31 protein-coding genes and 1 CRISPR repeat array are annotated in these 20,768 nt (G+C 35.1%); of the genes, 27 read left to right on the top strand and 4 right to left on the bottom strand.

Features of this window, described 5'->3' with window-relative positions; all coding sequences use genetic code 11:
- The first annotated feature begins 40 nt into the window (after positions 1-40).
- From AC5LWZ_RS06570 to lysC, 11 genes are all read left to right on the top strand, one after another.
- Positions 41-280 (top strand): MerR family transcriptional regulator, encoded by a 240-nt coding sequence (locus AC5LWZ_RS06570; protein WP_493463301.1) that lies wholly within the window; start codon positions 41-43, stop codon positions 278-280.
- 1 nt (position 281) lies between these two features.
- Positions 282-425 (top strand): hypothetical protein, encoded by a 144-nt coding sequence (locus AC5LWZ_RS06565; RefSeq protein WP_165601668.1) that lies wholly within the window; start codon positions 282-284, stop codon positions 423-425.
- 89 nt (positions 426-514) lie between these two features.
- Positions 515-817: a hypothetical protein gene (locus tag AC5LWZ_RS06560; RefSeq protein WP_493463300.1), complete on the top strand. Its 303-nt coding sequence runs from the start codon at positions 515-517 to the stop codon at positions 815-817.
- A 25-nt stretch (positions 818-842) separates the two neighbouring features.
- Positions 843-1,058 (top strand): DUF2732 family protein, encoded by a 216-nt coding sequence (locus tag AC5LWZ_RS06555; RefSeq protein ID WP_493463299.1) that lies wholly within the window; start codon positions 843-845, stop codon positions 1,056-1,058.
- The gene (locus AC5LWZ_RS06550; RefSeq protein WP_493463298.1) at positions 1,058-1,264 is read left to right on the top strand and encodes a TraR/DksA family transcriptional regulator; all 207 of its coding nucleotides are present in this window, start codon (positions 1,058-1,060) and stop codon (positions 1,262-1,264) included. Before AC5LWZ_RS06555 ends, AC5LWZ_RS06550 begins: the two co-directional genes overlap by 1 nt.
- Complete coding sequence (locus AC5LWZ_RS06545) at positions 1,251-3,431, top strand: replication endonuclease (RefSeq protein WP_493463297.1); 2,181 nt, start codon at positions 1,251-1,253, stop codon at positions 3,429-3,431. Before AC5LWZ_RS06550 ends, AC5LWZ_RS06545 begins: the two co-directional genes overlap by 14 nt.
- 190 nt (positions 3,432-3,621) lie before the next feature.
- Positions 3,622-3,804 (top strand): hypothetical protein, encoded by a 183-nt coding sequence (locus AC5LWZ_RS06540; protein ID WP_065651193.1) that lies wholly within the window; start codon positions 3,622-3,624, stop codon positions 3,802-3,804.
- A gap of 559 nt (positions 3,805-4,363) precedes the next feature.
- Positions 4,364-4,627, top strand: a complete 264-nt coding sequence (locus AC5LWZ_RS06535; protein ID WP_493463296.1) for a hypothetical protein — start codon at positions 4,364-4,366, stop codon at positions 4,625-4,627.
- Positions 4,628-4,675: 48 nt separating this feature from the next.
- Positions 4,676-5,116, top strand: coding sequence for a D-Ala-D-Ala carboxypeptidase family metallohydrolase (locus tag AC5LWZ_RS06530; RefSeq protein WP_493463295.1), 441 nt, complete (start codon positions 4,676-4,678; stop codon positions 5,114-5,116).
- Complete coding sequence (locus AC5LWZ_RS06525; RefSeq protein ID WP_493464217.1) at positions 5,113-5,460, top strand: hypothetical protein; 348 nt, start codon at positions 5,113-5,115, stop codon at positions 5,458-5,460. Before AC5LWZ_RS06530 ends, AC5LWZ_RS06525 begins: the two co-directional genes overlap by 4 nt.
- The gene (gene lysC / locus AC5LWZ_RS06520; protein WP_493464181.1) at positions 5,357-5,587 is read left to right on the top strand and encodes an Rz1-like lysis system protein LysC; all 231 of its coding nucleotides are present in this window, start codon (positions 5,357-5,359) and stop codon (positions 5,585-5,587) included. Before AC5LWZ_RS06525 ends, lysC begins: the two co-directional genes overlap by 104 nt.
- Before the next feature lie 89 nt (positions 5,588-5,676).
- Here lysC and AC5LWZ_RS06515 read toward each other — a convergent pair whose 3' ends face one another.
- Together AC5LWZ_RS06515 and AC5LWZ_RS06510 are read right to left on the bottom strand one after the other, a co-directional pair.
- Complete coding sequence (locus AC5LWZ_RS06515) at positions 5,677-5,826, bottom strand: hypothetical protein (protein ID WP_493463294.1); 150 nt, start codon at positions 5,824-5,826, stop codon at positions 5,677-5,679.
- Between the two features lie 291 nt (positions 5,827-6,117).
- Positions 6,118-6,321, bottom strand: coding sequence for a hypothetical protein (locus tag AC5LWZ_RS06510; protein ID WP_493463293.1), 204 nt, complete (start codon positions 6,319-6,321; stop codon positions 6,118-6,120).
- Between the two features lie 429 nt (positions 6,322-6,750).
- Here AC5LWZ_RS06510 and AC5LWZ_RS06505 point away from each other — a divergent pair, with 429 nt between their 5' ends.
- From AC5LWZ_RS06505 to AC5LWZ_RS06490, 4 genes are all read left to right on the top strand, one after another.
- On the top strand, positions 6,751-6,954 hold the full coding sequence (locus AC5LWZ_RS06505) for a tail protein X (RefSeq protein ID WP_110453473.1): 204 nt from the start codon (positions 6,751-6,753) through the stop codon (positions 6,952-6,954).
- A gap of 4 nt (positions 6,955-6,958) precedes the next feature.
- Positions 6,959-7,336 carry a putative holin gene (locus AC5LWZ_RS06500; protein ID WP_065651199.1) on the top strand — a complete coding sequence of 126 codons (378 nt, stop codon included), beginning with the start codon at positions 6,959-6,961 and terminating at the stop codon, positions 7,334-7,336.
- Positions 7,333-7,614 (top strand): phage holin family protein, encoded by a 282-nt coding sequence (locus AC5LWZ_RS06495; protein WP_198215136.1) that lies wholly within the window; start codon positions 7,333-7,335, stop codon positions 7,612-7,614. The genes AC5LWZ_RS06500 and AC5LWZ_RS06495 overlap by 4 nt, the downstream gene beginning before the upstream one ends.
- 204 nt (positions 7,615-7,818) lie before the next feature.
- On the top strand, positions 7,819-8,250 hold the full coding sequence (locus tag AC5LWZ_RS06490) for a phage tail protein (protein WP_493463292.1): 432 nt from the start codon (positions 7,819-7,821) through the stop codon (positions 8,248-8,250).
- Between the two features lie 468 nt (positions 8,251-8,718).
- Here AC5LWZ_RS06490 and AC5LWZ_RS06485 read toward each other — a convergent pair whose 3' ends face one another.
- Positions 8,719-9,186: a hypothetical protein gene (locus AC5LWZ_RS06485; RefSeq protein WP_493463291.1), complete on the bottom strand. Its 468-nt coding sequence runs from the start codon at positions 9,184-9,186 to the stop codon at positions 8,719-8,721.
- A gap of 210 nt (positions 9,187-9,396) precedes the next feature.
- Positions 9,397-10,338: an Abi family protein gene (locus AC5LWZ_RS06480; RefSeq protein WP_493463290.1), complete on the bottom strand. Its 942-nt coding sequence runs from the start codon at positions 10,336-10,338 to the stop codon at positions 9,397-9,399.
- Between the two features lie 326 nt (positions 10,339-10,664).
- Positions 10,665-11,292: direct repeats of the CRISPR family, unit length 28 nt; unit sequence TTTCTAAACTACCTACACGGCAGTGAAC.
- A 264-nt stretch (positions 11,293-11,556) separates the two neighbouring features.
- On the opposite strand from AC5LWZ_RS06480, the gene AC5LWZ_RS06475 reads away from it, so the two are divergent.
- The 12 genes from AC5LWZ_RS06475 (at position 11,557) to AC5LWZ_RS06420 (ending at position 20,714) form a co-directional block, all read left to right on the top strand.
- Positions 11,557-12,195 carry a phage baseplate assembly protein V gene (locus tag AC5LWZ_RS06475; protein ID WP_493463289.1) on the top strand — a complete coding sequence of 213 codons (639 nt, stop codon included), beginning with the start codon at positions 11,557-11,559 and terminating at the stop codon, positions 12,193-12,195.
- A complete protein-coding gene (locus AC5LWZ_RS06470; protein ID WP_086359666.1) occupies positions 12,192-12,545 on the top strand; it encodes a GPW/gp25 family protein in 354 nt (117 codons plus the stop codon). Before AC5LWZ_RS06475 ends, AC5LWZ_RS06470 begins: the two co-directional genes overlap by 4 nt.
- Positions 12,533-13,444, top strand: coding sequence for a baseplate J/gp47 family protein (locus tag AC5LWZ_RS06465; RefSeq protein WP_493463288.1), 912 nt, complete (start codon positions 12,533-12,535; stop codon positions 13,442-13,444). The genes AC5LWZ_RS06470 and AC5LWZ_RS06465 overlap by 13 nt, the downstream gene beginning before the upstream one ends.
- A complete protein-coding gene (locus AC5LWZ_RS06460; RefSeq protein ID WP_493463287.1) occupies positions 13,434-14,039 on the top strand; it encodes a phage tail protein I in 606 nt (201 codons plus the stop codon). Before AC5LWZ_RS06465 ends, AC5LWZ_RS06460 begins: the two co-directional genes overlap by 11 nt.
- Positions 14,036-15,469 (top strand): phage tail-collar fiber domain-containing protein, encoded by a 1,434-nt coding sequence (locus AC5LWZ_RS06455; RefSeq protein WP_493463286.1) that lies wholly within the window; start codon positions 14,036-14,038, stop codon positions 15,467-15,469. The genes AC5LWZ_RS06460 and AC5LWZ_RS06455 overlap by 4 nt, the downstream gene beginning before the upstream one ends.
- A 17-nt stretch (positions 15,470-15,486) precedes the next feature.
- Positions 15,487-16,092: a tail fiber assembly protein gene (locus AC5LWZ_RS06450; RefSeq protein WP_493463285.1), complete on the top strand. Its 606-nt coding sequence runs from the start codon at positions 15,487-15,489 to the stop codon at positions 16,090-16,092.
- 284 nt (positions 16,093-16,376) lie between these two features.
- Positions 16,377-17,681, top strand: a complete 1,305-nt coding sequence (locus AC5LWZ_RS06445) for a phage tail-collar fiber domain-containing protein (protein WP_493463284.1) — start codon at positions 16,377-16,379, stop codon at positions 17,679-17,681.
- A gap of 15 nt (positions 17,682-17,696) precedes the next feature.
- The gene (locus tag AC5LWZ_RS06440) at positions 17,697-18,305 is read left to right on the top strand and encodes a tail fiber assembly protein (RefSeq protein ID WP_493463283.1); all 609 of its coding nucleotides are present in this window, start codon (positions 17,697-17,699) and stop codon (positions 18,303-18,305) included.
- A gap of 211 nt (positions 18,306-18,516) precedes the next feature.
- Positions 18,517-19,692 (top strand): phage tail sheath protein, encoded by a 1,176-nt coding sequence (locus AC5LWZ_RS06435; RefSeq protein WP_493463282.1) that lies wholly within the window; start codon positions 18,517-18,519, stop codon positions 19,690-19,692.
- A 13-nt stretch (positions 19,693-19,705) separates the two neighbouring features.
- On the top strand, positions 19,706-20,218 hold the full coding sequence (locus AC5LWZ_RS06430; protein ID WP_065651211.1) for a phage major tail tube protein: 513 nt from the start codon (positions 19,706-19,708) through the stop codon (positions 20,216-20,218).
- 65 nt (positions 20,219-20,283) lie between these two features.
- Entirely contained in the window at positions 20,284-20,583 is a 300-nt protein-coding gene (locus tag AC5LWZ_RS06425; RefSeq protein ID WP_086359675.1) for a phage tail assembly protein, read from the top strand.
- Between the two features lie 8 nt (positions 20,584-20,591).
- Complete coding sequence (locus tag AC5LWZ_RS06420; protein WP_086359676.1) at positions 20,592-20,714, top strand: GpE family phage tail protein; 123 nt, start codon at positions 20,592-20,594, stop codon at positions 20,712-20,714.
- Positions 20,715-20,768 lie beyond the last annotated feature (54 nt).

Genomic DNA, 20,768 nt, shown 5'->3' with positions numbered 1-20,768 from the left:
TAATTACACATAAGCATATTTATGTTAGGAATAATGCACCATGATGACAACAATTTCAATCACTATTTCTGCGCCTTATGTCACTGTTGATGAATTTGCTCGAGTTTCGGGCATGAATCCACGTACCGTTAAAAAGTATGTGCACGAAGGATTGCTGCCGACAAGAAAGAAAAAAATCACCGGTAAGCATGACCGTTCGACAACGTTAATTAATATGACCGCCCTGACGCTTGAAGGCGCCAAAGCGTTTAATCCTGAACTAAATTTGAAGGAACAATAATATGAGTCAGGCTATCTATTTAAGTCAAAAATCGACGACGCAACCTTTAGTCATTTTTATTCAAACGAATAAACATAATCCAAATGGTTGGATCGAAAAAAGTAATGGTAAAACCGTTAAATTATGGCCAGTTAAACATCGTTAACCCGAACTTAAATCAGTTAATAACACCGTTGCCTTTTTCGTAAGAAATGGCTCTTTTTTGATTCAAACACAGTCATGGTAGGAAGAGCGATGAATAATATTGAACGAGCTCGTCAACTTGAACATATAAGACATTTATATCAATTGATACATGGATATCGCAGCTTAGTACGTAGCAATTTTAATCGGCTAAAGCCTGGACAAAAAAGACTGTTATTAGCAGCAGCAGGCATAACACCATTAAACACAAGATTGCCATATTCAGAACGTAATCTGAACTTTGATCAGCTTAACGATAATGAAGTAGATAATTTACAGATAGGACTTCGCCGGTTGCAAGCAATCGTTGATGTTTTTGCCCACTGTGAATCACAAGATTTTACCAAACAATAATGAATAACAAGATGAGGAAAAGCATATGAACTCAAACAGCATTACCCAATCGAAATTTCAAGATATATCGGGACAAATTAAACAAGAAACCGAACAACGACTTTGTGATCTATATATTAATCGCTTAATGCAAATAGGTGGTCATATTTTAGATCAGGATTTAACCGCTAATGAAGTAAATGAACTGCTTAATCAAGAAGCTGAAAAACTTCGCCATCAAAGTTATGAGACAAATGCCTAATGCGAGATATTGTAGACCAAGCAAATGATTTGGCTCAACTTGAACTGGATAATCTATTGGCTAATCGGCAAACCTTTGCCGGTCAATCAGCAAAGGATTGTCTGGAATGTGGAGAGCCAATCCCAGAAAAACGTCGACAATTGTTAAAAGGTTGTCAACTTTGTGTCGATTGTCAAAGTCTAAAAGAGCTATTTGCCAAACGATAATTACTACCGAGAATTTATGATCAGCCAACCATTCTCCTTGCCTGTTATTCCAGCTAAAAATAAACATTCTTTATTATTAGCTTTGCGTGATTACTATGAAAATATAGGGCAATATTCACCGAATAAAAAAATAGTAAGAACGCCAATAGCCCAGTTTGATTGTGGTAAAAAAATGCCACAATCTATCAGCTATAGTGAAATCAAATTGTGGCAAGTTGACCAAGAAGATCATCCCTTCCGTGCACAATATTTTGCTGATTTACCTAATTTTTTAGCTGGCTATTTTGCTGATAAATATATTAATCTTTTTCAAGCTGAAGGACGAAAAGCTGCCAACAGCTTTTTACGGCAAACCTTAGGTGGCAATATTCAGGTACGATTATCGCAAGTCAAAGCCCGTTATCAAGTTGCTTGTCCTAGCGCTTTAGCGATTAATTTTGCTGATGAATTTGCTAAATTAGCCACTGTAAGTGCCAAAAAGTTAGCTAAATTAAGTGTTGAAATAGCCAATTATCTCAATAAACACATCCAAACCTGCCTTGCGGATCAGGACTTTTGCTTGACCGCTAATCATATTGAAAATAACAGTTTGGAGCAAAAACTCTATCGTACTGTTTTAAAAGAATTAAACGGTATTAATATTACTCCACCCTATTTTAATGATTTCAAAAATCACAAATTAACCAATGATAATTGTGTTAAAGCATTGGCGAAAATAACTAATTATGAATGGTGGCAACGCAAATTAAAAACTCGTCGAGATTTCGAACATGAACATTTAGCCATTGCGGTCGGTCAAGTACAAAAAAAGGCATCGCCATATGCAAGTCGTAGCTGTCAAATGGAATGGCAAGAGCAAAAACGTCGCAATCAAAAATATTTGGAGAAAATGGCGATAGAAAATCCAGAAACAGGTGAACAAATACCGTTGGATTTACAAGTTTATAAATCCATAGCTAACCCCGCAATAAGGCGTGTAGAGCTTATGACTCGTATGCGTGGCTTTGAAGATTTAGCAGATCAGCTAGGTTATCAAGGCGCTTTTATCACCTTGACTGCACCAGCAAAATATCACAGTGCGCATGCGAAAGGCGGTTTTGTTGAAAACTGGCAAGGCAATACTCCACGAGAAACACAGGCCTATCTATGCAAAGTTTGGTCACGAATTCGAGCTAAATTAAATCGGGAAAATATTCAATTTTTTGGTTTTCGAGTTGCCGAACCTCACCATGACGGTACCCCTCACTGGCATATTTTAATCTTTATGCGCCCAGAAGATATCCAAAAAGCTTTTTATAGTATGTGGATATATGCCATGGATGAAGATGGTGATGAAAAAGGAGCCGCCATCAATCGCTTTGAATTTAAAGATATTGATAAGAAAAAAGGATCGGCAACCGGTTATATCGCCAAATATATTGCCAAAAACATTGACGGATATGCGCTCGAAAATGAAATAGATACCCAAACTGGCGAAAACTTAAAAGCGTCATCGAAAGCGATCACCGCTTGGGCTAGTCGCTGGAAGATTCGCCAATTTCAACAATTAGGTGGCGCCCCAGTCAGTGTATGGCGTGAGTTGCGTCGTTTGAAAAGTAAAAAAGTAACCGATGCTATTATCGATCCGGTGTTAGCTTCAGCCGATATTGGTGATTGGGCGGCTTATACCGCTCATCAAGGCGGCCCCTTAGTCAAACGTAAAGATATTAAAGTCCGCCTTGCTTATGAGGATAAAATTAATCAATACGAAGAGATCATCAAAAAAATAAAAGGAGTTTATGCGCCAATCCATGGACTGGCATCTTTTATATGTACTAGATTAATTAAATGGAAGTTAGTAGCTAAAAGTAACCACAATATCGTAAAAACTAGAGATGTATCATTATTGCGGGCGGAACGCACGCCTTGGAGTTCTGTCAATAACTGTACTCACATTAATAATTCTGAACAGCAACGACAAATCATTAAACAACAACTGAAAATTATCGGTTTACCGGATAATGATTTAAATGTGAACCGCCTCTATTTAAGGCAAAGTATCAAACTCAATCCTCATCAGCATCTTAAATTATCTGACACGTTAAATGGGCTTCATTTAATAATTACTGACCACTGTACAGGTGCGAAAAAAAGGCCGCCTAAAAAATCATATCATGATTACTTTTAACTGAAGAAAAAAAGCCATAATTTGTGGTTTGAACCAGGTGAAAAGCATAAAAATTAAGCAAAAAAAATAATAAATATCAATGTACTAAATATTAGTGTCTAGTTGGCCCAAAGTTTTTAAAAAATATACTTGATCGAAAAGCTAATTATTATATACTGTATATAAATACAGTGTTGAAGGGTAAATAAAAATGAACGAATTGGAAAAAATGAAAACAATTGAACGCGCTGAATTACTTTCACGAATCATTACTGAATATATTCATTTACGTGAAAATGATAAAGACATAATACTGTTTTGGTTTCGAGATTTACTCGAGCCACTAAAAGAACAACTGGCCGCTAAGCAAACTGATAATTCAAATAATTCATAAACACGTCAGGATAGTTGAAAATAGTTCATACCCACTTAACAACCATCATCAACTATCCTTCTTTTCTGCCATCTCATTTCATAGCAGTTTCCAAAATTTTGAGGAACGGGGTTTTTTAAAGCCTAATCGTTCCAGTTAATCCCATATTTACTAATAATTATCTTCAAAATCATATTAGTCATGATTATCTTTATTAATTAAACCTTAATGGCAAAGTTTTTAATTAATCTGTTAAACCTGGCAAATAGCTATTTATTTAAGCTAAAAATAAAGGATTTTAATTGTAAAATTATCCATTACAAACCCCCCATTAAAACAAACATATAATTCATTAATTAATAACAATTTTTAATGGTAGCTTTTCAATCAATTTGTCCTTATAAATTAGGTTGAAATTACAAAAAACTGTATAATTAAACAGTATTAAGTGGCCACTTAATTTGTTTCATATAGCCTATCAAGATTGAAAGAGACATATAAAAAAGATAATCAATTTATTATTTTTATAATGTAGGTCTGAAAACTTACTTAGCGGCCATTTAAATATTGAGAGTCAATAATGCTGATTAACGATCCTGAAAATTTAGGTTGGCAGGTGGTTATTTATTTGTTCATCATCATTTCGTTTGCATCATTAGCAAGTTACTTTTATAAAACATTAAACGGCAACAAATCAGCTATTAACACATTAATTGCTCAAATAGTTATTTCTATTTTTGTGGCAATCTTGATCTTTTTAACTGTTAGCTATTTTGATTTGTCATTTGTACTTGCTGTACATGATTGCTTACCTAGCAGATTGCTCAGGAACAACCTTAATTAAAACTCTGGATGAAAGATTCGTAATATAGATCAAAGGAGATGAAGAGTCATGAGATTAACAGAACACTTCAGATTAGAAGAATTTACTCGCTCAACAACAGCTACTCGGCTAAAAATAGATAATCATGTGCCAGATGAATTAATGGCCAATATTCAGCTAACGGCAAATCAACTAGAATTTGTTAGAAAAGCTTTGGCACATCCAATAATCATCACATCTGGATATCGCTGCCCTACTCTAAATAGTAAAGTTGGAGGCTCGCAAACTAGCGCACATACCAAAGGTTTAGCCGTTGATTTCCACAGTGCCTATGGCAATCCCAAACAAATTTGTCAACGTTTAATCACGGCTGGCATCGAATTTGACAAAATCATTCAAGAATATAATCAATGGGTTCACATTGAATTTAGTCATAGCAACCAACGCAGACGTGTTATTACTGCGGTAAAACAAAACGGCAAAACAATTTATTTACCCGGATTAGTATGAACAAAACCAACTTCACTATTGCTTTCACATTTCTATTACTCATTTTTATCATTACTGATTTATTGCATGCAAAACAATCGGCAAAAAATGAAGTCAATCAATTAACGCAAAAGTTAGGCCAGTTGCAACAAACAATTATCAGGAATAATCAGATTATCGCTGATAACGAAAAAAATAAACAATCTTTGGAACAGCAATCGCTACAAAATCAGGAGCAGATCAATGGTCAACTCAAAGAGAATTATTGCGCTAACCAGCTGGTGCCTATGCCCATTTCTGGTAGCTTGTACAACCGAGCGAAAAATCTTCGTCAATCAACCAATACCCGCGCATCTACTCATTAGTTGTCAGCCAAATTTACCCCCGCAACCAATGACCTTTGGGGATAGTCTAAAATACAACGAACATTTATTGCATGTCATCGAAAAATGCAATGCTGATAAACAAGCGATCTGGGAGATTAATCAGTAAAATTTTATTTATAACAAAATTGATGGGAGTAGATTTACATCATATTTGCAATTTATTGGTCGACATTTTGGGAGTGGTAAATACAAAATTTAATCTTTATTACTTGTTCTACCTTTGAGATATGCTGCAATCAATCCAGCAATATTAAAACCAACAGCTGATGCTCCGAATATTTCATAACCACAAAAAGTAGCGACAACACCTGTTGTAATAATAAGGAAACTCAAAATAAATGCCATCCATTGAGCACGTTTATCACTTTTTATTGCGCCATCAATAGATTTATTATCAATACTATGTCGATGATTCTGTTCTTTTTCGAAATGTTGAAAGATTATCTTTGAAAATGAAGGATCGATTTCATCATATTTTTTTAATATATCAGGATGAGGAAGTGGACCTTTATAAGATTCAATTTTATGGATAACGGTTTGTTGTATTAAAGGACTTTCAAATAGTTGATCTAATATCTCGGGATTTTTTTGATAGCTTTTTCCATCTCCAGAACAACATCTGAAGATGGCACTTTATTAGTAGGAACATTTTCGTTTTTTTTCTGACTCGTAAAGCTCTAAAGCTCTCCTTAAATCTGCCGCTACTTTATTTATATCTGTCTGTGTAGCATTATTATAATCAGATTTATCAACCGAAGTATAAGAGCGATAATCTGTTTTAGGATTTAAATTCATTATACCTCCCGCTGAACGAGAAAAATTTCTGCAAGCAAAAGCCATGAATATATATCCAAATATAAATATATAAAAACACACTAACAATTTTTCGTGTACACGATAACTAGACTATAATTACCTAATGGTAAATAGTAAAGACCTAAAGGTCATATAATAAGGTTAGTCATTTTCTAATCATTATCAGATGTTTTGTATTAATTTTATAACTACTTGAGTTAATAGCTTATTGTATCGAATCTATTATAGATCATATTGTATTTCAATTTGTCACAATTTTAGTTAATTGCCTAAAAATCAGTTAACAACGACCATAATATCAAATAACTATTTATAACGAGTGACCCTCACACCTCGGCGGTGCAATGGTTTAAGCGATTCGACACCTTTGTTTTCCGCCGAGCCCTATTTATTGAAACACCATCAATGTTGCTGTTAAAAATAAATCCAAATCAACTATGGAGTAATTAAAGAATGATTGTTTATACCATGCAAAATGAAACTATTGATGCATTAGCTTATCGAGTTTTTGGTAAAACAGCCGGAATTGTCGAAATAATTTATCAAAACAACCCAAAACTTTGTGAATTACCAGCAATATTACCTATGGGTATTGAAGTCAACGTACCTGAATCAGTACCTGAAAAAGATTCTAATTCTATTAATTTATGGGACTAATTTAATGACAGAGCCCACCAGTCTAACTTTTACCGCAGTTATTAGCGCTTTTTCACTATCAATGATTTATCCTAACATTGAAAATGGCATTATTTTAGGCGCACTTTGTGGTTCGATTTTACTTGTGATTAGTGAACAATACATTTCTGTTTTGCGCCGCATCGTCCTATTTTTTATCTCATTTGCTATGGGATTACTGTTAGCAGAAATGACGCTGTATTTACTCATCCCTATTTTCCCAGCCAATATTCAAACTAAGATGCCACTAGGTTTAGGTGCATTAGTTGCATCGGCTATTAGTGTCAAATTGTTATTATGGCTAATTAAAAAATTCGATGATCCAACAGATTTATTCAATAACTTTAGAGGCAAAAAATCATGATAATGACGCTCAATGCTATTTTTTGTTTAATGATTGCGGTGAGATTATTTACCTTCGATCGCAACCATTGTCGCTACAAAGTTAAATACAGTTGGTTAGCATGGTTGATGATAGTTTCAAGTGCTGCTGTTTGCTTATTTTCATTTTTCAATCTACCACATCGCGCTTATCTAGCCCAAGTTGTAATGAACATCACATTATTACTCTGTTTATTAAAAAGCAAAGGCAACATAGCTATCTTTTGCCGTTCAGTAAATTCGACTAACAACAGTAATTGACAATAATGGCGACAAAATAAATGCAGTTAGTTGAAAATCACCATTTAAGCATATGAATAGCTAAGTTTAATATTCAGGTCAATACATTTGGATCGAGGATTGATAATTAACCGTTATTTTATTTCAACTTCAGCTCTATTTCATTGCATTGATAATCACTGTTTTACTGCCATCAAGATTATTTATAAAGATTAAAGGATCCGTATGAAAAAAATTAACCAATTAAAACACTATTTGTTTGAGAAGAATCTGTTAAATGCTAATTTAACGGTGGAAAATCAATTTATCATCAAAGATGGCATTGTTGAGCCTTTCTCAGTGGACAATTCAGGATTTCAATACCATTTCACGTTAACGTTAAATCTACCAGGTTATTACTACCCTTTTAATGATTTAACCGCCAACATAGTTAGTTGGATGCAGAACAATCAACCAGATGCATTGATTAGCGCCCATAATCGCCAACAAGCAATTAAGTTTCATGTTAACAATATCACTGACAACCAATGTGATTTAACCATTGAATTAAGATTATCGGAACGAATCAAACCAACGCAAAAAAAAGAAAAAACAGAATTTAACGCATTAACCGACCAAATAATATTACAGGAACCATTAGAAAAATATGGCTATTAATAACTGTTGCTTTGTATAGCCAATAAAATACTAATCCTAACATTAATGTTTTAAATATATTAGCTAAAAGTTGATTTTAGGGGCTTAAAAAACCCCTTTCCTCAAATTTTTTAATGTCAAAAAAGTGCTCTCCTCAAAATTTTAACTAAAAAATTTATCGGTCAAAAAGCATTAATTAATAATTGCAGATTATGGCAATTGTTATAATCTTCAGCTTGAGTAATCAACTAGAGCAAAATTCGGATAAACCGACTGCTTCCTAACAATAATAAACAAATTAATACCAGGTTAAAATGTATATTGAGGCATTGATTATTATCTGATTTTAAATGGATTAGAGGCAATTTAGCTAATAATTTGTATTAGTCGAAAACCCGTTCTTCGAACATGCAACTTTAAATTAGCTATAATAGAACAATAAAAAACCCGCCGAAGCGGGCTCTAATCAATTTATTTTTGCTATTAAATTTAATGCACTACTTTAATACAGTTTTCTTCAATCTTTTGTCTTGAATTATCTTTTGTTTGCTCTTCCTCTGAAAGACTTTTATAAACTTTCTCTATAATCAACGTATGTTTATATTCTTTATCAGAAATGTATTCAAATTTACTAGATATATAAGATCTGGAAAATTCCGATATGTTTAGATTTTTTACGTCTTGAATCGAAAGATTTGATGAGACAGAATACCAATCACCCTTAGTAAGATCATTACCCCTCCCTCTCATTAATAACCCGTCATAAATTTTGTATGTAATTAAAGCTTTTTCGCTTTTGATCTCTCCAAAATCCTGAAAAGTTCCATTTTTCCATTTTGCTTTTTGGTCGTTTTGCGTACACTCCCAATCCCCTAAAAGCATTTCTTCAGTGACCTTTTTCTCGCCACAGCCAAACAACGCAAAGCAAGCCAATCCTAATAACATAACTCTTTTCATACCATCTCCTTCAATTTTTCGGGTAAATGGTATGTTATTTAAGGATTATAGGCAATAAAAAAACCGCCTCAAGGGCGGTTGGTGTGAATTTAATAACTCTAGTCGGCAATTAATATCCGTGTATATAAAAGGTAGTAGGTTCAAGGATAAATTTAGATGTAAATGATACTAAAATATATTATTTTAGTTATCTATCATTGAGATTAGCTATTATAAGGTAAGCAAATAATCTAAGGTTAATTTTTCGTCGAATCCCATATTGATAACTGATGTATTTGCTATATTAGGTTTAGATTTAATATGTTCCACTATCTCGATTAACCATGATTTATTTGTGGTCATAAGCTTTGTAATTCCCCAAATTGCACAAATAATACTAGCTAATTTAGTATGATTAATTTTTTTCTGAATTTGAATATAATCTTCAATATCCGATAAATTAATTGTCTTGATTGATCCAATTGGAAAATAGCTGTTTAGTTTACAATCCCATAATCTAGAATGATGTGCACATTTATTTCTGACTATATTTAGACAATGTAAAATCGTTTTCAAATCTTTAGTTCTTTCAATCTTTAATTTTTCACTAATTATTTTTTTACAATTCCTGTTTAAGACTTCATAAAATTTTGACAGCATACCAAAATCCCAAACTTCAACGCTAACCCAAATTGGAACTTGTTCATAATTTTTTTTATTCCATTGAATGAATTTATCTTTGCTATCTTCTATTTTTTTATCTAGCTTTTTTGTCCATTTTTCATAATCTTCTTTATGTTTAGCAATATTGATAAATTCAGGCATCAGATGTGCTTTTGGATTTAAACTACCTATTTCATAGGCAATTATCGCCTTTAAATATATCTCTATCCTCTCGATTCCATACAAAATCAGATTTCTTAATTTAGTATCAAACAGGTAGAAATCACAAATAGATTCAAATGAAGTATTTATTTCAAATTGATCTACTTTCCTACCATCAATTTCTTTTTTTGCGGGAAACCAATAACCAGATAATCGGTAATAACCGATATGAGATAATTTTTTTATGGCAAATTCTTGATTATGAATCAATAAACCTCTATCTAAAAGAAGCTGCAATTGCTGTTGATAGGTTAAGTGTGGTTTGCAAGGTAAAAGAGATTTAGACATTATACTATATTTTAAAGAAAGACCCTGACGTGAAAATATCCGATATTAAACCGAAATAAAAACAGAGGAACAGGGCACTGTTAAGGCTAAGTATAATTGTTTTTTATAATATGTCTACTAATGTTTATTAACGTTTATTGCTTTTTATTTGTATGCAATTAAGCATTTTCTAACGAAATACCACATGTAGTTATCTTCTTATAAATCACTCATACATATAGTGTTTGTAGAAAAATTAATAGCCTGTTTAATTGATTGTTTTTTGCTCTTTTCTAATAAGCATTTTTTAAAGTTCATTTATTAATTAAAGAAAATATAATTATGGTTTTCTAAACTACCTACACGGCAGTGAACAAAATTGATAATTGATATAGCTGAATCGCACATTTCTAAACTACCTACACGGCAGTGAACCGCCAGTATTTGTGCCAATAGCGTACTAATACTTTCTAAACTACCTACACGGCAGTGAACAAAATATTATTAGGCGAGCAGTTAAAACGGATTTTCTAAACTACCTACACGGCAGTGAACAGTTTTTCACATCGTGACAGATTATTACAGATTTTCTAAACTACCTACACGGCAGTGAACTTTCCCTCCTATTGATATTGCCTGACCCCCAATTTCTAAACTACCTACACGGCAGTGAACTATTGGCGTTGTAGCGTGCGTGGGAAGCTATATTTCTAAACTACCTACACGGCAGTGAACTACATTATCTGACCCATCTATTACCACAACGTTTTCTAAACTACCTACACGGCAGTGAACCTATATATGCATCAATCGCCTTTTCGTTTTCATTTCTAAACTACCTACACGGCAGTGAACCCGATCTCATTGAGCTTTGGCATGGCGCACATTTTCTAAACTACCTACACGGCAGTGAACCCCTTTTTTGTATGGTTTTGGTTGGCTGTGAATTTCTAAACTACCTACACGGCAGTGAACTAGGAACCGATATACTATAAATGTTGTTGGCAAAAAGACAAAGTCTATTTTTAACAATAAAAACCCTTTTTTTGAGCCATTTTATAACATATTGATTTTTAGATATTTTATTTTTAGTCCGAAAAAAGGGTTAACTCGATTGTTAATTATTAAGTTATGCCAAATAAACCATAAGTACAATATAACTCATTGAAAATTTGTAACCCCAACCACTACAACTACGCTTACTTTATTTTTAATTGATAAAATTTCATTATAGTCGTTATGAAAAATTATCATCCCGCCGACTTAGTCGACATTCTACGAAAAATTGAAAACCTGATCCGCCCTGGTGTTATTTATCAAACCAATGGCGATCAGGTTAAAGTCCGTACCGGTGATTTAATTACTACCTGGTTACCTTGGTTTACTCATCGTGCTGGTAAAAGTCGCACATGGTGGCGGCCATCGGTTGGTGAACAAGTATTTATTTTAAGTCCTAATGGTAACCTTTCGTTAGGTTGCGTATTACCTAGCATATATTGTGATGCTAATCCTGCCCCATCTAAATCTGAGGATGGATATTTTGTAACCTTTCCCGATGGAGCATCATTTGAATATGAACCAGAAACCAGCCAATTAACTATCAAGGGAATCAAAACGGCTGTGATTGAAGCAAGTGAACAAATCACCGCTAAAGCTGGCAGTAAAATTCAACTTGATACACCATTGGTTGAATGTAGTGATCATATAACATTCAAATCATTTAGTGCTAGCGGTGGTGGCGCCAAAGGTAGTACAGGAACCTTAACAGGTAACGTCATTCATAAACAAGGTCAATTATCATCGAACGGCATTATATTAGACTCTCACACCCATATTGGCGTTAAAGCTGGTGGTGATTCAACAGGAAAACCGCAATGAGTTACATAGGAATGAATAGCAAAACAGGGCGAACAATTAACGATATGGATCATATCAACCAATCGATTAAAGATATTCTTACAACACCGATTGGTTCGAGAATTGAGCGTCGTAGTTATGGTTCGTTACTGTTTTTACTTTTAGATAATCCAAATACAGAAGCAACAAAATTACGAGTGATTTCGGCAACGGTATTGGCGCTTGCTCAATGGGAACCCAGAATAAAACTTGATGCTGTCGATGTATTTCCTGATAAAGAAAAATTAACCTTACAAATAACCGGTTCCCGAATAGACAAACCAAACCAAACATTTACTAGCGAAATCGAGGTAGCAACATGGCCACATTAACAGATCTTTCAAAATTACCTTCCCCAGATGTGATTGAATCTTTAGATTTTGAGGAGATCTTTAATCGTCGCAAAGCTAAATTCCTATCACTTTATAACGAGCAAGATCAGCTTGAAGTTGCTAAAACATTACAATTTGAAAGTGAGCCAATCGTTAAGCTATTGCAAGAAAGTAGCTATTATGAACTACTTTTACGGCAACGAATAAACGAAGCGTCACAAGCACTTATGATTGCTCACGCCAAAGATCAGGATTTAGATAATTTAGGGGCAAACTTTAATGTTTATCGTTTAACCATTCAAGCTGAAGATAATAGTGTCGTGCCTGCCATTAAAGAAATCAAAGAAGCTGATAGTGACTTTCGAGTGCGAATTCAATCGGCATTTGAAGGATTATCAGTTGCAGGCCCTCGAGCCGCTTATGAATTTTTTGCACGAAGTGCCGATGGTCGAGTATTAGATGCCGCAGCAGAAAGTCCTTCACCTGCATGTGTTACATTAGCGATATTAGCTCGCGACAATAATGGTATAGCTTCTGATGAATTAATTGACATTGTTAAAAAAGCGGTTAATCAAGATGACCGTCGTCCGATTGCCGATAGGGTAACAGTTAAATCGGTAGAATTAATTAACTATCAAATCAAAGCTAAACTTTACTTATATCCAGGACCAGAATCAGAGCCGATAAAAAAAACAGCCATGGATAATTTAAAAGCTTATATTAGCGAAAAGCATCGAATTGGCCGAAGAATCAGTCGCAGTGCAATCATTTCTGCATTACATGCGGTTGGTGTACAACGTGTTGAACTTCAAGAGCCAGCACAAGATATTATCATCAGCCGAGAACAAGCTAGTTACTGTTCAGACTATCAGATTGAGGTAGCAGGTTATGGCGAATAAAACGCTACTCCCCCCTACTGCAACCAAACTGGAAAAAAATCTTTCACAAGCGATGGCGTGTGAGCCACCAATGCCACTACGTTCACTTTGGGATCCACAAACTTGTCCATATGAATTACTCCCTTACTTAGCATGGCAATATAGTGTCGATCGTTGGGATGAAAAATGGTCAGAGCAGATTAAACGCAAAGTTATCGCCGAAGCATTTGAGATCCATAAACTGAAAGGTACCAAAGACGCAATTCGCCGGGCCGTAGAACCATTTGGTTATTTAATTAAAATTATCGAATGGTGGCAAAACAATCAAACACCAGGCTCGTTTGCCCTGGAAATTGGCGTATTAGATACCGGCATAACCGAAGAATCCTATAACGAACTTAGTCGTATAATTGATGATGTAAAACCAGTATCACGTCAATTATCAAATTTGGCGATTCAATTAGTCTCTAAAGGATCATTAACCATTGGCGCCAGTAGTTATGATGGTAATACTTTAGACATCTATCCTTATATTGCTGAAACAGTCACAACACAATCTGAAGGCCATTTAGGCGCAACTATTCATTTAATCGATACTATGAGCATAACACCATGAATCAAACTTACTATACAATTATAACTAAACAAGGAGCGGCATTGTTAGCCAATGCTACTGCACTGGGCGTGCCACTTAAAATAACTCAAATGGCAGTTGGAGATGGCAACGGTAAAATACCAAAACCTGATGCAAACCAAACCAAATTAGTGCACGAAGTTAGACGTGCAGCTATCAACACACTATTTGTCGATAAAGAAAACCCCAATCAAATTATTGTCGAACAAGTTATACCCGAATCTGATGGCGGCTGGTTTATTCATGAAATTGGCTTATTTGATGAAAAGGGTAATTTAATCGCCGTAGGTAACTGCCCTGCTACCTATAAGCCTAAATTAGTGGAAGGCAGTGGCCGCACACAAGTGATTAGAATGGTCATTATTGTCGACAATACCCAATCAATTCAACTAAAAATCGATCCGGCAGTGGTATTGGCTACCCGAGAATATGTTGATAATTTAATTACCGCAAAAATGACAGCTCATGAAAAGTCAACTAATCATCCAAATGCCTCTACAAAATCAAAAGGCTTTGTACAATTAAATTCAGCCATTGACTCTAATCTCGAAAATCAAGCAGCAACGCCATTAGCTGTCAAAAAAGCCTATGATGTAGCAAATGGCGCAGTAAAACGTTCTGGTGATAATATGACTGGTCCCTTAAACATAAAAGGCCAACCAGTATTAACTAAACGTTCCTACGGAATTGGCGTATCACATGTTCTTGGTGATGAATCCATAGATGAAACGAAAAATCAATATAGTGGTTTTTTATTTAGTCAAGAACAATCACAGGGAACCACCCCATTTGATTTCTGTCATGTAATACGTTCTTATGTTTTGGACTCATTTAGTGACATAGCAATTGATACTAAAAGCAAACGAGTTAAGTTTAGATCTGTTATTACCGATAAACAAAATCCTTATTTTACGGGTGATTATAACTGGAGTGAATTTATAACTTCTAATAATATTTCCAACTATATCCCTGTTGGGATGCCTCAACCATGGCCTAAAATGACACCGCCATCAGGATGGTTTGAGTGTAATGGTTCAACATTTGATAAAAACAAATTTCCAAAATTAGCTGACACTTACCCATTGGGAAAATTACCCGATTTAAGAGGCGTATTTATTAGAGGACTGGATAGCGGTTCTGGATTAGATCCTAATAGAGGTATTTTAAGTTATCAAGGCGATGCAATTAGAAATATATCAGGACGTATAAATACTCTTGTTACCGGTGAACTAAATCCTGTTGGTTTTGGAGTATTTTCGACAACTGGCACTCTAATAGGTGCATACGCTCGCTCATCAAATGCTGGCGGTTCACATCAAACTATTAATTTTGACACATCCCGTGTTGTCCCTGTTGCAAATGAAAATCGACCTCACAACGTCGCATTTATGTATATCGTTAAAGCAGAATAATAAAGGAAAGACAAATAATGAAATATGAATTACAACCACAATCAGCAGTATTAGATAATAACGGCTTAACTATTTCAGCAGGCTGGACTGTTGTTTATAATGTTGACGCTAAAGGTGAATTTTTACAAGCCACTTATCAATATTTACCAATCGGCGTTGGTTTACCGGCTAATGCTTATCTAGACGCACCGAAAAGCGTTAAAGATAATCAAGCCATTATTCACAATGGCCAACAATGGACCTACCCTAAAGATTTGCGTGGCACGATAATTTACTCAACCGAAACGGGTGTGGAAACGACCATGCAAGAAGTGGGTGAAATCCCCGAAGGCTATACAACATCAAAACCAACCAGTGAATTTGATAGCTGGGATGGTAAAAAATGGCAATTAGATGTCAGCAAGCAGCATCAATATGAAGTCAATCAAGCTTCAGCTAAGAAAAATCAGTTTATTGCTGATGCAACAGCGCAAATCAGTTATTTACAAGATGCGGTCGAATCAGAAATTGCCAGTGAACAAGAAACACAATTACTCGCTAAATGGAAAAAATATCGTGTGCTAGTTAATCGCATTGATATCGAACAAGCGCCAAATATTGATTGGCCTAGCCAACCCAAATAGCATTAATTAATCAACAAAAACCTTAGTATTTTCACTAAGGTTTTTTATTCATATTTTATAGCCCTTATTGGTTATCATCGTAGCTACTTGTAATAAATTTTATTACAAATCCATTCATTAACTAACTTTTTTAGATTATGTCACTATCTTTATTAAGCATTTTATGAAATGTAAATTCAATGCATTTTATAAAGTATTCATAAACTAGACATTTAAAACAAACTTAATCAGCTCATTCGATCGCCTTATTGGCGATTCGAATTTTTATTTATAGGAATGAAAATATGAGTCAAAAATTTTATACGTTAATTACCCAACAAGGGGCGGTATTACTAGCGAATGCTACAGCTTTAGGTACTCCCCTCAAATTAAGTAAGATGGCTGTTGGTGATGCAAATGGTAAGGCGACAACACCCAATGCTAGCCAAACAAAACTAATTCACAAAGTGTATCAAGCACCACTAAATTCATTAACCATTGATGAAAAAAATCCTAATCAAATTATTGCTGAGTTGGTCATTCCTGAAAATCAGGGCGGTTGGTTTATTAATGAAATTGGTTTATATGATGAAAATGATACCTTAGTCGCTGTTGGTAATTGCCCTGCCACCTATAAACCTCAACTATCAGAAGGCAGTGGTCGAACACAAATTATACGAATGATTATTGTAGTTGATAATATTAATGCTGTGGCGCTTAAAATCGACCCATCAGTGGTATTAGCGACTCGTCAATATGTGGATGATTTGATTACTTCTAAAATGAAAGCTCATGAAAAATCAACTAATCACCCAAATGCCACCACTAAATCAAAAGGATTTGTACAATTAAATTCAGCTATTGATTCTAATCTCGAAAACCAAGCTGCAACGCCACTCGCAGTTAAAAAAGTCAATGATCGGGTAAATATAATTACAGATAAATTCGTACCAGTTTCTAACGAGACTCGCGTCTATTCGGCAGATAAACGCTTTTACACGTTGATCAGAAATGACGGCGTGATGGGTATGTATAGTAACGTAAAAAAAGGGTTTGCATGGCAGGTAAATCATGATGGTTGGATGGATGGTTATATGTCAGCGGATAGAGTCGGTGGATTAGATAAATTTGTTAGAGACAGAGCCTTACCAGTCGGTATTCCTCAGCCATGGCCTAAGATTCAACTACCTACTGGTTGGCTTGAATGTAATGGTTCAACATTTGATAAAAGCAAATTTCCAAAATTAGCTGTAGCATACCCAACGGGAATATTACCAGATTTACGTGGTGAATTTATTCGAGGATGGGATAATGGGCGAGGTATTGATAATACTCGAAATTTATTAAGTACTCAATGCGGCTCATTAGCAATTGCTGATACAGATCCAAAAGGAATTGATCTTTGTGGTTTACGCTATATAGACTCTTCTAATCCAAACAAAACTGAAGGAATTGGTTGTGACAAAGTTCCTGTGAATGACTATCCGGACAATGTTTATGCTGTATGGAGAGATGTTTCTGCAAATAGTCAATTAAAAAACTATTCATCTCTATTTGGAGTTGTCCGCCCCCGCAATATCGCATTTATGTATATCGTTAAAGCAGAATAAATAGGAGAAAAAATAATGAAATATGAATTACAACCACAATCAGCAGTATTAGATAATAACAGCTTAACAATTTCACCAGGCTGGGCTGTTGTTTATAATGTTGATACTAAAGGTGAATTTTTACAAGCCACCTATCAATATTTACCAATCGGCGTTGGTTTACCCGCTAATGCTTATTTAGACGCACCAAAAAGCGTTAAAGATAATCAAGCCATTATTCACAATGGCCAACAATGGACCTACCCTAAAGATTTACGTGGCACGATAATTTACTCAACCGAAACGGGTGCGGAAACGACCATGCAAGAAGTGGGTGAAATCCCTGATGGCTATACAACATCAAAACCAACCAGTGAATTTGATAGCTGGGATGGTAAAAAATGGCAATTAGATGTCAGCAAGCAGCATCAATATGAAGTCAATCAAGCTTCAGTTAAGAAAAATCAGCTTATTACTGATGCAACAGCACAAATTAGTTATTTACAAGATGCGGTTGATGCTGAGATTGCCAGTGAGCAAGAAACACAATTACTTGCCGAATGGAAAAAATATCGTGTGCTAGTTAATCGCATTGATATCGAACAAGCGCCAAATATTGATTGGCCAAATAATCCAAATAACTAATTTTTGTATCAATTACTGTCATTTACTTATTCGATTTAGCATAGTAAATGACAGTTTCTTTGCCTGTTATATTCATTCTATCTGATAAACATTTTTACTATAAATTGTAACAATTTCCACTACAAATCCAATCACTAACTCCTTTGTTTTAAATATGTAAATATTGATAAGTACATTAACTTTACGATATGTAAACCACAACGGAGAACTTATGGCTAACGACTATCATCACGGCGTCCGAGTCATCGAAATCAATGAAGGTTCACGCTCTATCAGAACAGTATCAACTGCTGTTATTGGTATTGTTTGTACTGGCGATGATGCCGATGCGACGCATTTTCCACTTAACACCCCAGTTTTGATTACCAATGTCAATACTGCTATCGGTAAAGCTGGCTCAACAGGAACACTCAAACCAACACTAGAAGCAATTGCAGATCAGTGTTCACCGGTTATTGTTGCTGTTCGTGTTGAAACAGGTGCAACTGTTGCAGAAACAGAAGCAAATATTATTGGTACCACGACTGAAGACGGCAAATATACTGGTATGAAAGCACTACTTTCAGCACAAACGCAATTGAAAGTAAAACCACGTATTTTAGGTGTACCTGGTTATGACTCATTACCAGTTTCTACTGCGCTAGTTTCATTAGCACAAAAATTACGTGCCTTTTGTTATGTTTCTGCTTATGGCGCTAAAACCAAAGAGCAAGCAGTACTTTATCGCGATAAATTAGGAGCTCGAGAAGCGATGGTAATTTGGCCTGATTTTGTCGGCTTTGATACCACACAAAAACAAAATGTTACTTTAGCTGCAACGGCTAGAGCGTTAGGTCTACGTGCCCAAATCGACCAAAAAGTTGGCTGGCATAAAACATTATCAAATGTTCCTGTCAATGGCGTCACAGGCATTTCTAACGATGTATTTTGGGATTTGCAAGAAGAAAGCTCAGATTCAAATTACTTAAACGAACACGATGTAACAACTTTAATTTGCAATCAAGGCTATCGCTTCTGGGGCTCTCGTACCTGTTCTGCTGATACATTATTTGCGTTTGAAAACTACACTCGTACTGCACAAGTATTAGCTGACACTATCGCTGAAGCTCAATTCCAATTAGTTGATGCTCCAATGCATGCTTCTTTAATTAAAGATTTAATTGAATCAATCAATAATAAATTCCGTGAATTAAAATCTAACGGCTACATTATTGATGGTAAAGCATGGTTTGATCCTGAAGCTAATACAGCAGACATTCTAAAAGCAGGCAAATTATATATCGATTATGATTATACCCCTGTCCCGCCACTTGAAAATCTTATGTTACGCCAACGCATTACCGATAAATATTTGGTTGAGCTGGCTAATTCAGTCGCCACTAACTAAGGAGAACAATTAAATGGCTCTACCTAAAAAACTCAAATACTTTAACGTCTATGTCAACGGGACATCTTTTGCTGGTGAAGTCGAATCATTCACACCACCAAAACTAACCCGAAAATTTGAAAACTATCGTGGTGCAGGTATGCCTGGTAGTGTACCAATCGACATGGGATATGAAGATGATGCATTAAATGTTGAATGGACAATCGGTGGGTTAGCTCATGAAGTGCTAAAACAGCATGGCGGCTTACTCAATGGCGTTACATTACGTTTTGCTGGTGCTTACCAAAAAGATGATAGTGAAGATTTTATTAAAGTCGAAATCATCGTTAACGGACGTCATAAAGAACAAGACCGTGGTGAACTAAAACAAGGTGAAAGCAACTCGACCAAAATCACTACGCAATGTACTTACTATAAAGAGATCATCAACAACGAAGAGATTACAGAAATCGACCTTATCAACATGATCGACAAAGTAAACGGCGAAGATCGTTTATCCAAAGCACGCAGTGCCATTGGACTATAACAATTAATTTAAAATTAACCATTTAAATAAAAAAGCCCGCAAGGGCTTCTTACGAGGGAAAACAAATGACTATCAGCAAAAAAATTACGTTAAAAACTGGACTAAAATCAGGTAAAACAACCATAAACGAAATTACTGTCCGCAAACCTTTAACTGGTGATTTACGTGGCGTTAAATTAATCGAATTTATTGATTTAGATATCGACTCATTAGCAAAAGTATTACCACGCATTACTACTCCATCAATTGCTGAACATGAAGTATTTAATTTAGATTTAATTGACTTATCAGAAATCACTAAAGAGGTAATCAATTTTTTGTCCCAGAACTCGAACGATGCCAACAAGGAATCCCCAACCGAGTAGAGGAGGCAATGGCAGATATTGCGCTAATCTTTCACTGGCAACCGTCTGCCATGGATGAATTAAACTTATCTGAACTTATGGAATGGCGAGAGCATGCTCGCGTCAGAAACGGTACCAATAATCCTGAATAATCATTACCAAAATTATCCAAAATAAAAGGTACCGTTTGACTATATTGATTTTTA

This window comes from Gilliamella sp. LMG 34362 (assembly GCF_984569125.1).
This window is presented reverse-complemented; position numbering and strand designations above follow the sequence as displayed.

Coding starts and splice junctions, on each gene's coding strand:
- AC5LWZ_RS06570 (WP_493463301.1), top strand. CDS start 41: ATGATGACAACAATTTCAATCACTATTTCTGCGCCTTATGTCACTGTT.
- AC5LWZ_RS06565 (WP_165601668.1), top strand. CDS start 282: ATGAGTCAGGCTATCTATTTAAGTCAAAAATCGACGACGCAACCTTTA.
- AC5LWZ_RS06560 (WP_493463300.1), top strand. CDS start 515: ATGAATAATATTGAACGAGCTCGTCAACTTGAACATATAAGACATTTA.
- AC5LWZ_RS06555 (WP_493463299.1), top strand. CDS start 843: ATGAACTCAAACAGCATTACCCAATCGAAATTTCAAGATATATCGGGA.
- AC5LWZ_RS06550 (WP_493463298.1), top strand. CDS start 1,058: ATGCGAGATATTGTAGACCAAGCAAATGATTTGGCTCAACTTGAACTG.
- AC5LWZ_RS06540 (WP_065651193.1), top strand. CDS start 3,622: ATGAACGAATTGGAAAAAATGAAAACAATTGAACGCGCTGAATTACTT.
- AC5LWZ_RS06535 (WP_493463296.1), top strand. CDS start 4,364: ATGCTGATTAACGATCCTGAAAATTTAGGTTGGCAGGTGGTTATTTAT.
- AC5LWZ_RS06530 (WP_493463295.1), top strand. CDS start 4,676: ATGAGATTAACAGAACACTTCAGATTAGAAGAATTTACTCGCTCAACA.
- AC5LWZ_RS06525 (WP_493464217.1), top strand. CDS start 5,113: ATGAACAAAACCAACTTCACTATTGCTTTCACATTTCTATTACTCATT.
- AC5LWZ_RS06515 (WP_493463294.1), bottom strand. CDS start 5,826: ATGGCATTTATTTTGAGTTTCCTTATTATTACAACAGGTGTTGTCGCT.
- AC5LWZ_RS06510 (WP_493463293.1), bottom strand. CDS start 6,321: ATGGCTTTTGCTTGCAGAAATTTTTCTCGTTCAGCGGGAGGTATAATG.
- AC5LWZ_RS06505 (WP_110453473.1), top strand. CDS start 6,751: ATGATTGTTTATACCATGCAAAATGAAACTATTGATGCATTAGCTTAT.
- AC5LWZ_RS06500 (WP_065651199.1), top strand. CDS start 6,959: ATGACAGAGCCCACCAGTCTAACTTTTACCGCAGTTATTAGCGCTTTT.
- AC5LWZ_RS06495 (WP_198215136.1), top strand. CDS start 7,333: ATGATAATGACGCTCAATGCTATTTTTTGTTTAATGATTGCGGTGAGA.
- AC5LWZ_RS06490 (WP_493463292.1), top strand. CDS start 7,819: ATGAAAAAAATTAACCAATTAAAACACTATTTGTTTGAGAAGAATCTG.
- AC5LWZ_RS06485 (WP_493463291.1), bottom strand. CDS start 9,186: ATGAAAAGAGTTATGTTATTAGGATTGGCTTGCTTTGCGTTGTTTGGC.
- AC5LWZ_RS06480 (WP_493463290.1), bottom strand. CDS start 10,338: ATGTCTAAATCTCTTTTACCTTGCAAACCACACTTAACCTATCAACAG.
- AC5LWZ_RS06475 (WP_493463289.1), top strand. CDS start 11,557: ATGAAAAATTATCATCCCGCCGACTTAGTCGACATTCTACGAAAAATT.
- AC5LWZ_RS06470 (WP_086359666.1), top strand. CDS start 12,192: ATGAGTTACATAGGAATGAATAGCAAAACAGGGCGAACAATTAACGAT.
- AC5LWZ_RS06465 (WP_493463288.1), top strand. CDS start 12,533: ATGGCCACATTAACAGATCTTTCAAAATTACCTTCCCCAGATGTGATT.
- AC5LWZ_RS06460 (WP_493463287.1), top strand. CDS start 13,434: ATGGCGAATAAAACGCTACTCCCCCCTACTGCAACCAAACTGGAAAAA.
- AC5LWZ_RS06455 (WP_493463286.1), top strand. CDS start 14,036: ATGAATCAAACTTACTATACAATTATAACTAAACAAGGAGCGGCATTG.
- AC5LWZ_RS06450 (WP_493463285.1), top strand. CDS start 15,487: ATGAAATATGAATTACAACCACAATCAGCAGTATTAGATAATAACGGC.
- AC5LWZ_RS06445 (WP_493463284.1), top strand. CDS start 16,377: ATGAGTCAAAAATTTTATACGTTAATTACCCAACAAGGGGCGGTATTA.
- AC5LWZ_RS06440 (WP_493463283.1), top strand. CDS start 17,697: ATGAAATATGAATTACAACCACAATCAGCAGTATTAGATAATAACAGC.
- AC5LWZ_RS06435 (WP_493463282.1), top strand. CDS start 18,517: ATGGCTAACGACTATCATCACGGCGTCCGAGTCATCGAAATCAATGAA.
- AC5LWZ_RS06430 (WP_065651211.1), top strand. CDS start 19,706: ATGGCTCTACCTAAAAAACTCAAATACTTTAACGTCTATGTCAACGGG.
- AC5LWZ_RS06425 (WP_086359675.1), top strand. CDS start 20,284: ATGACTATCAGCAAAAAAATTACGTTAAAAACTGGACTAAAATCAGGT.
- AC5LWZ_RS06420 (WP_086359676.1), top strand. CDS start 20,592: ATGGCAGATATTGCGCTAATCTTTCACTGGCAACCGTCTGCCATGGAT.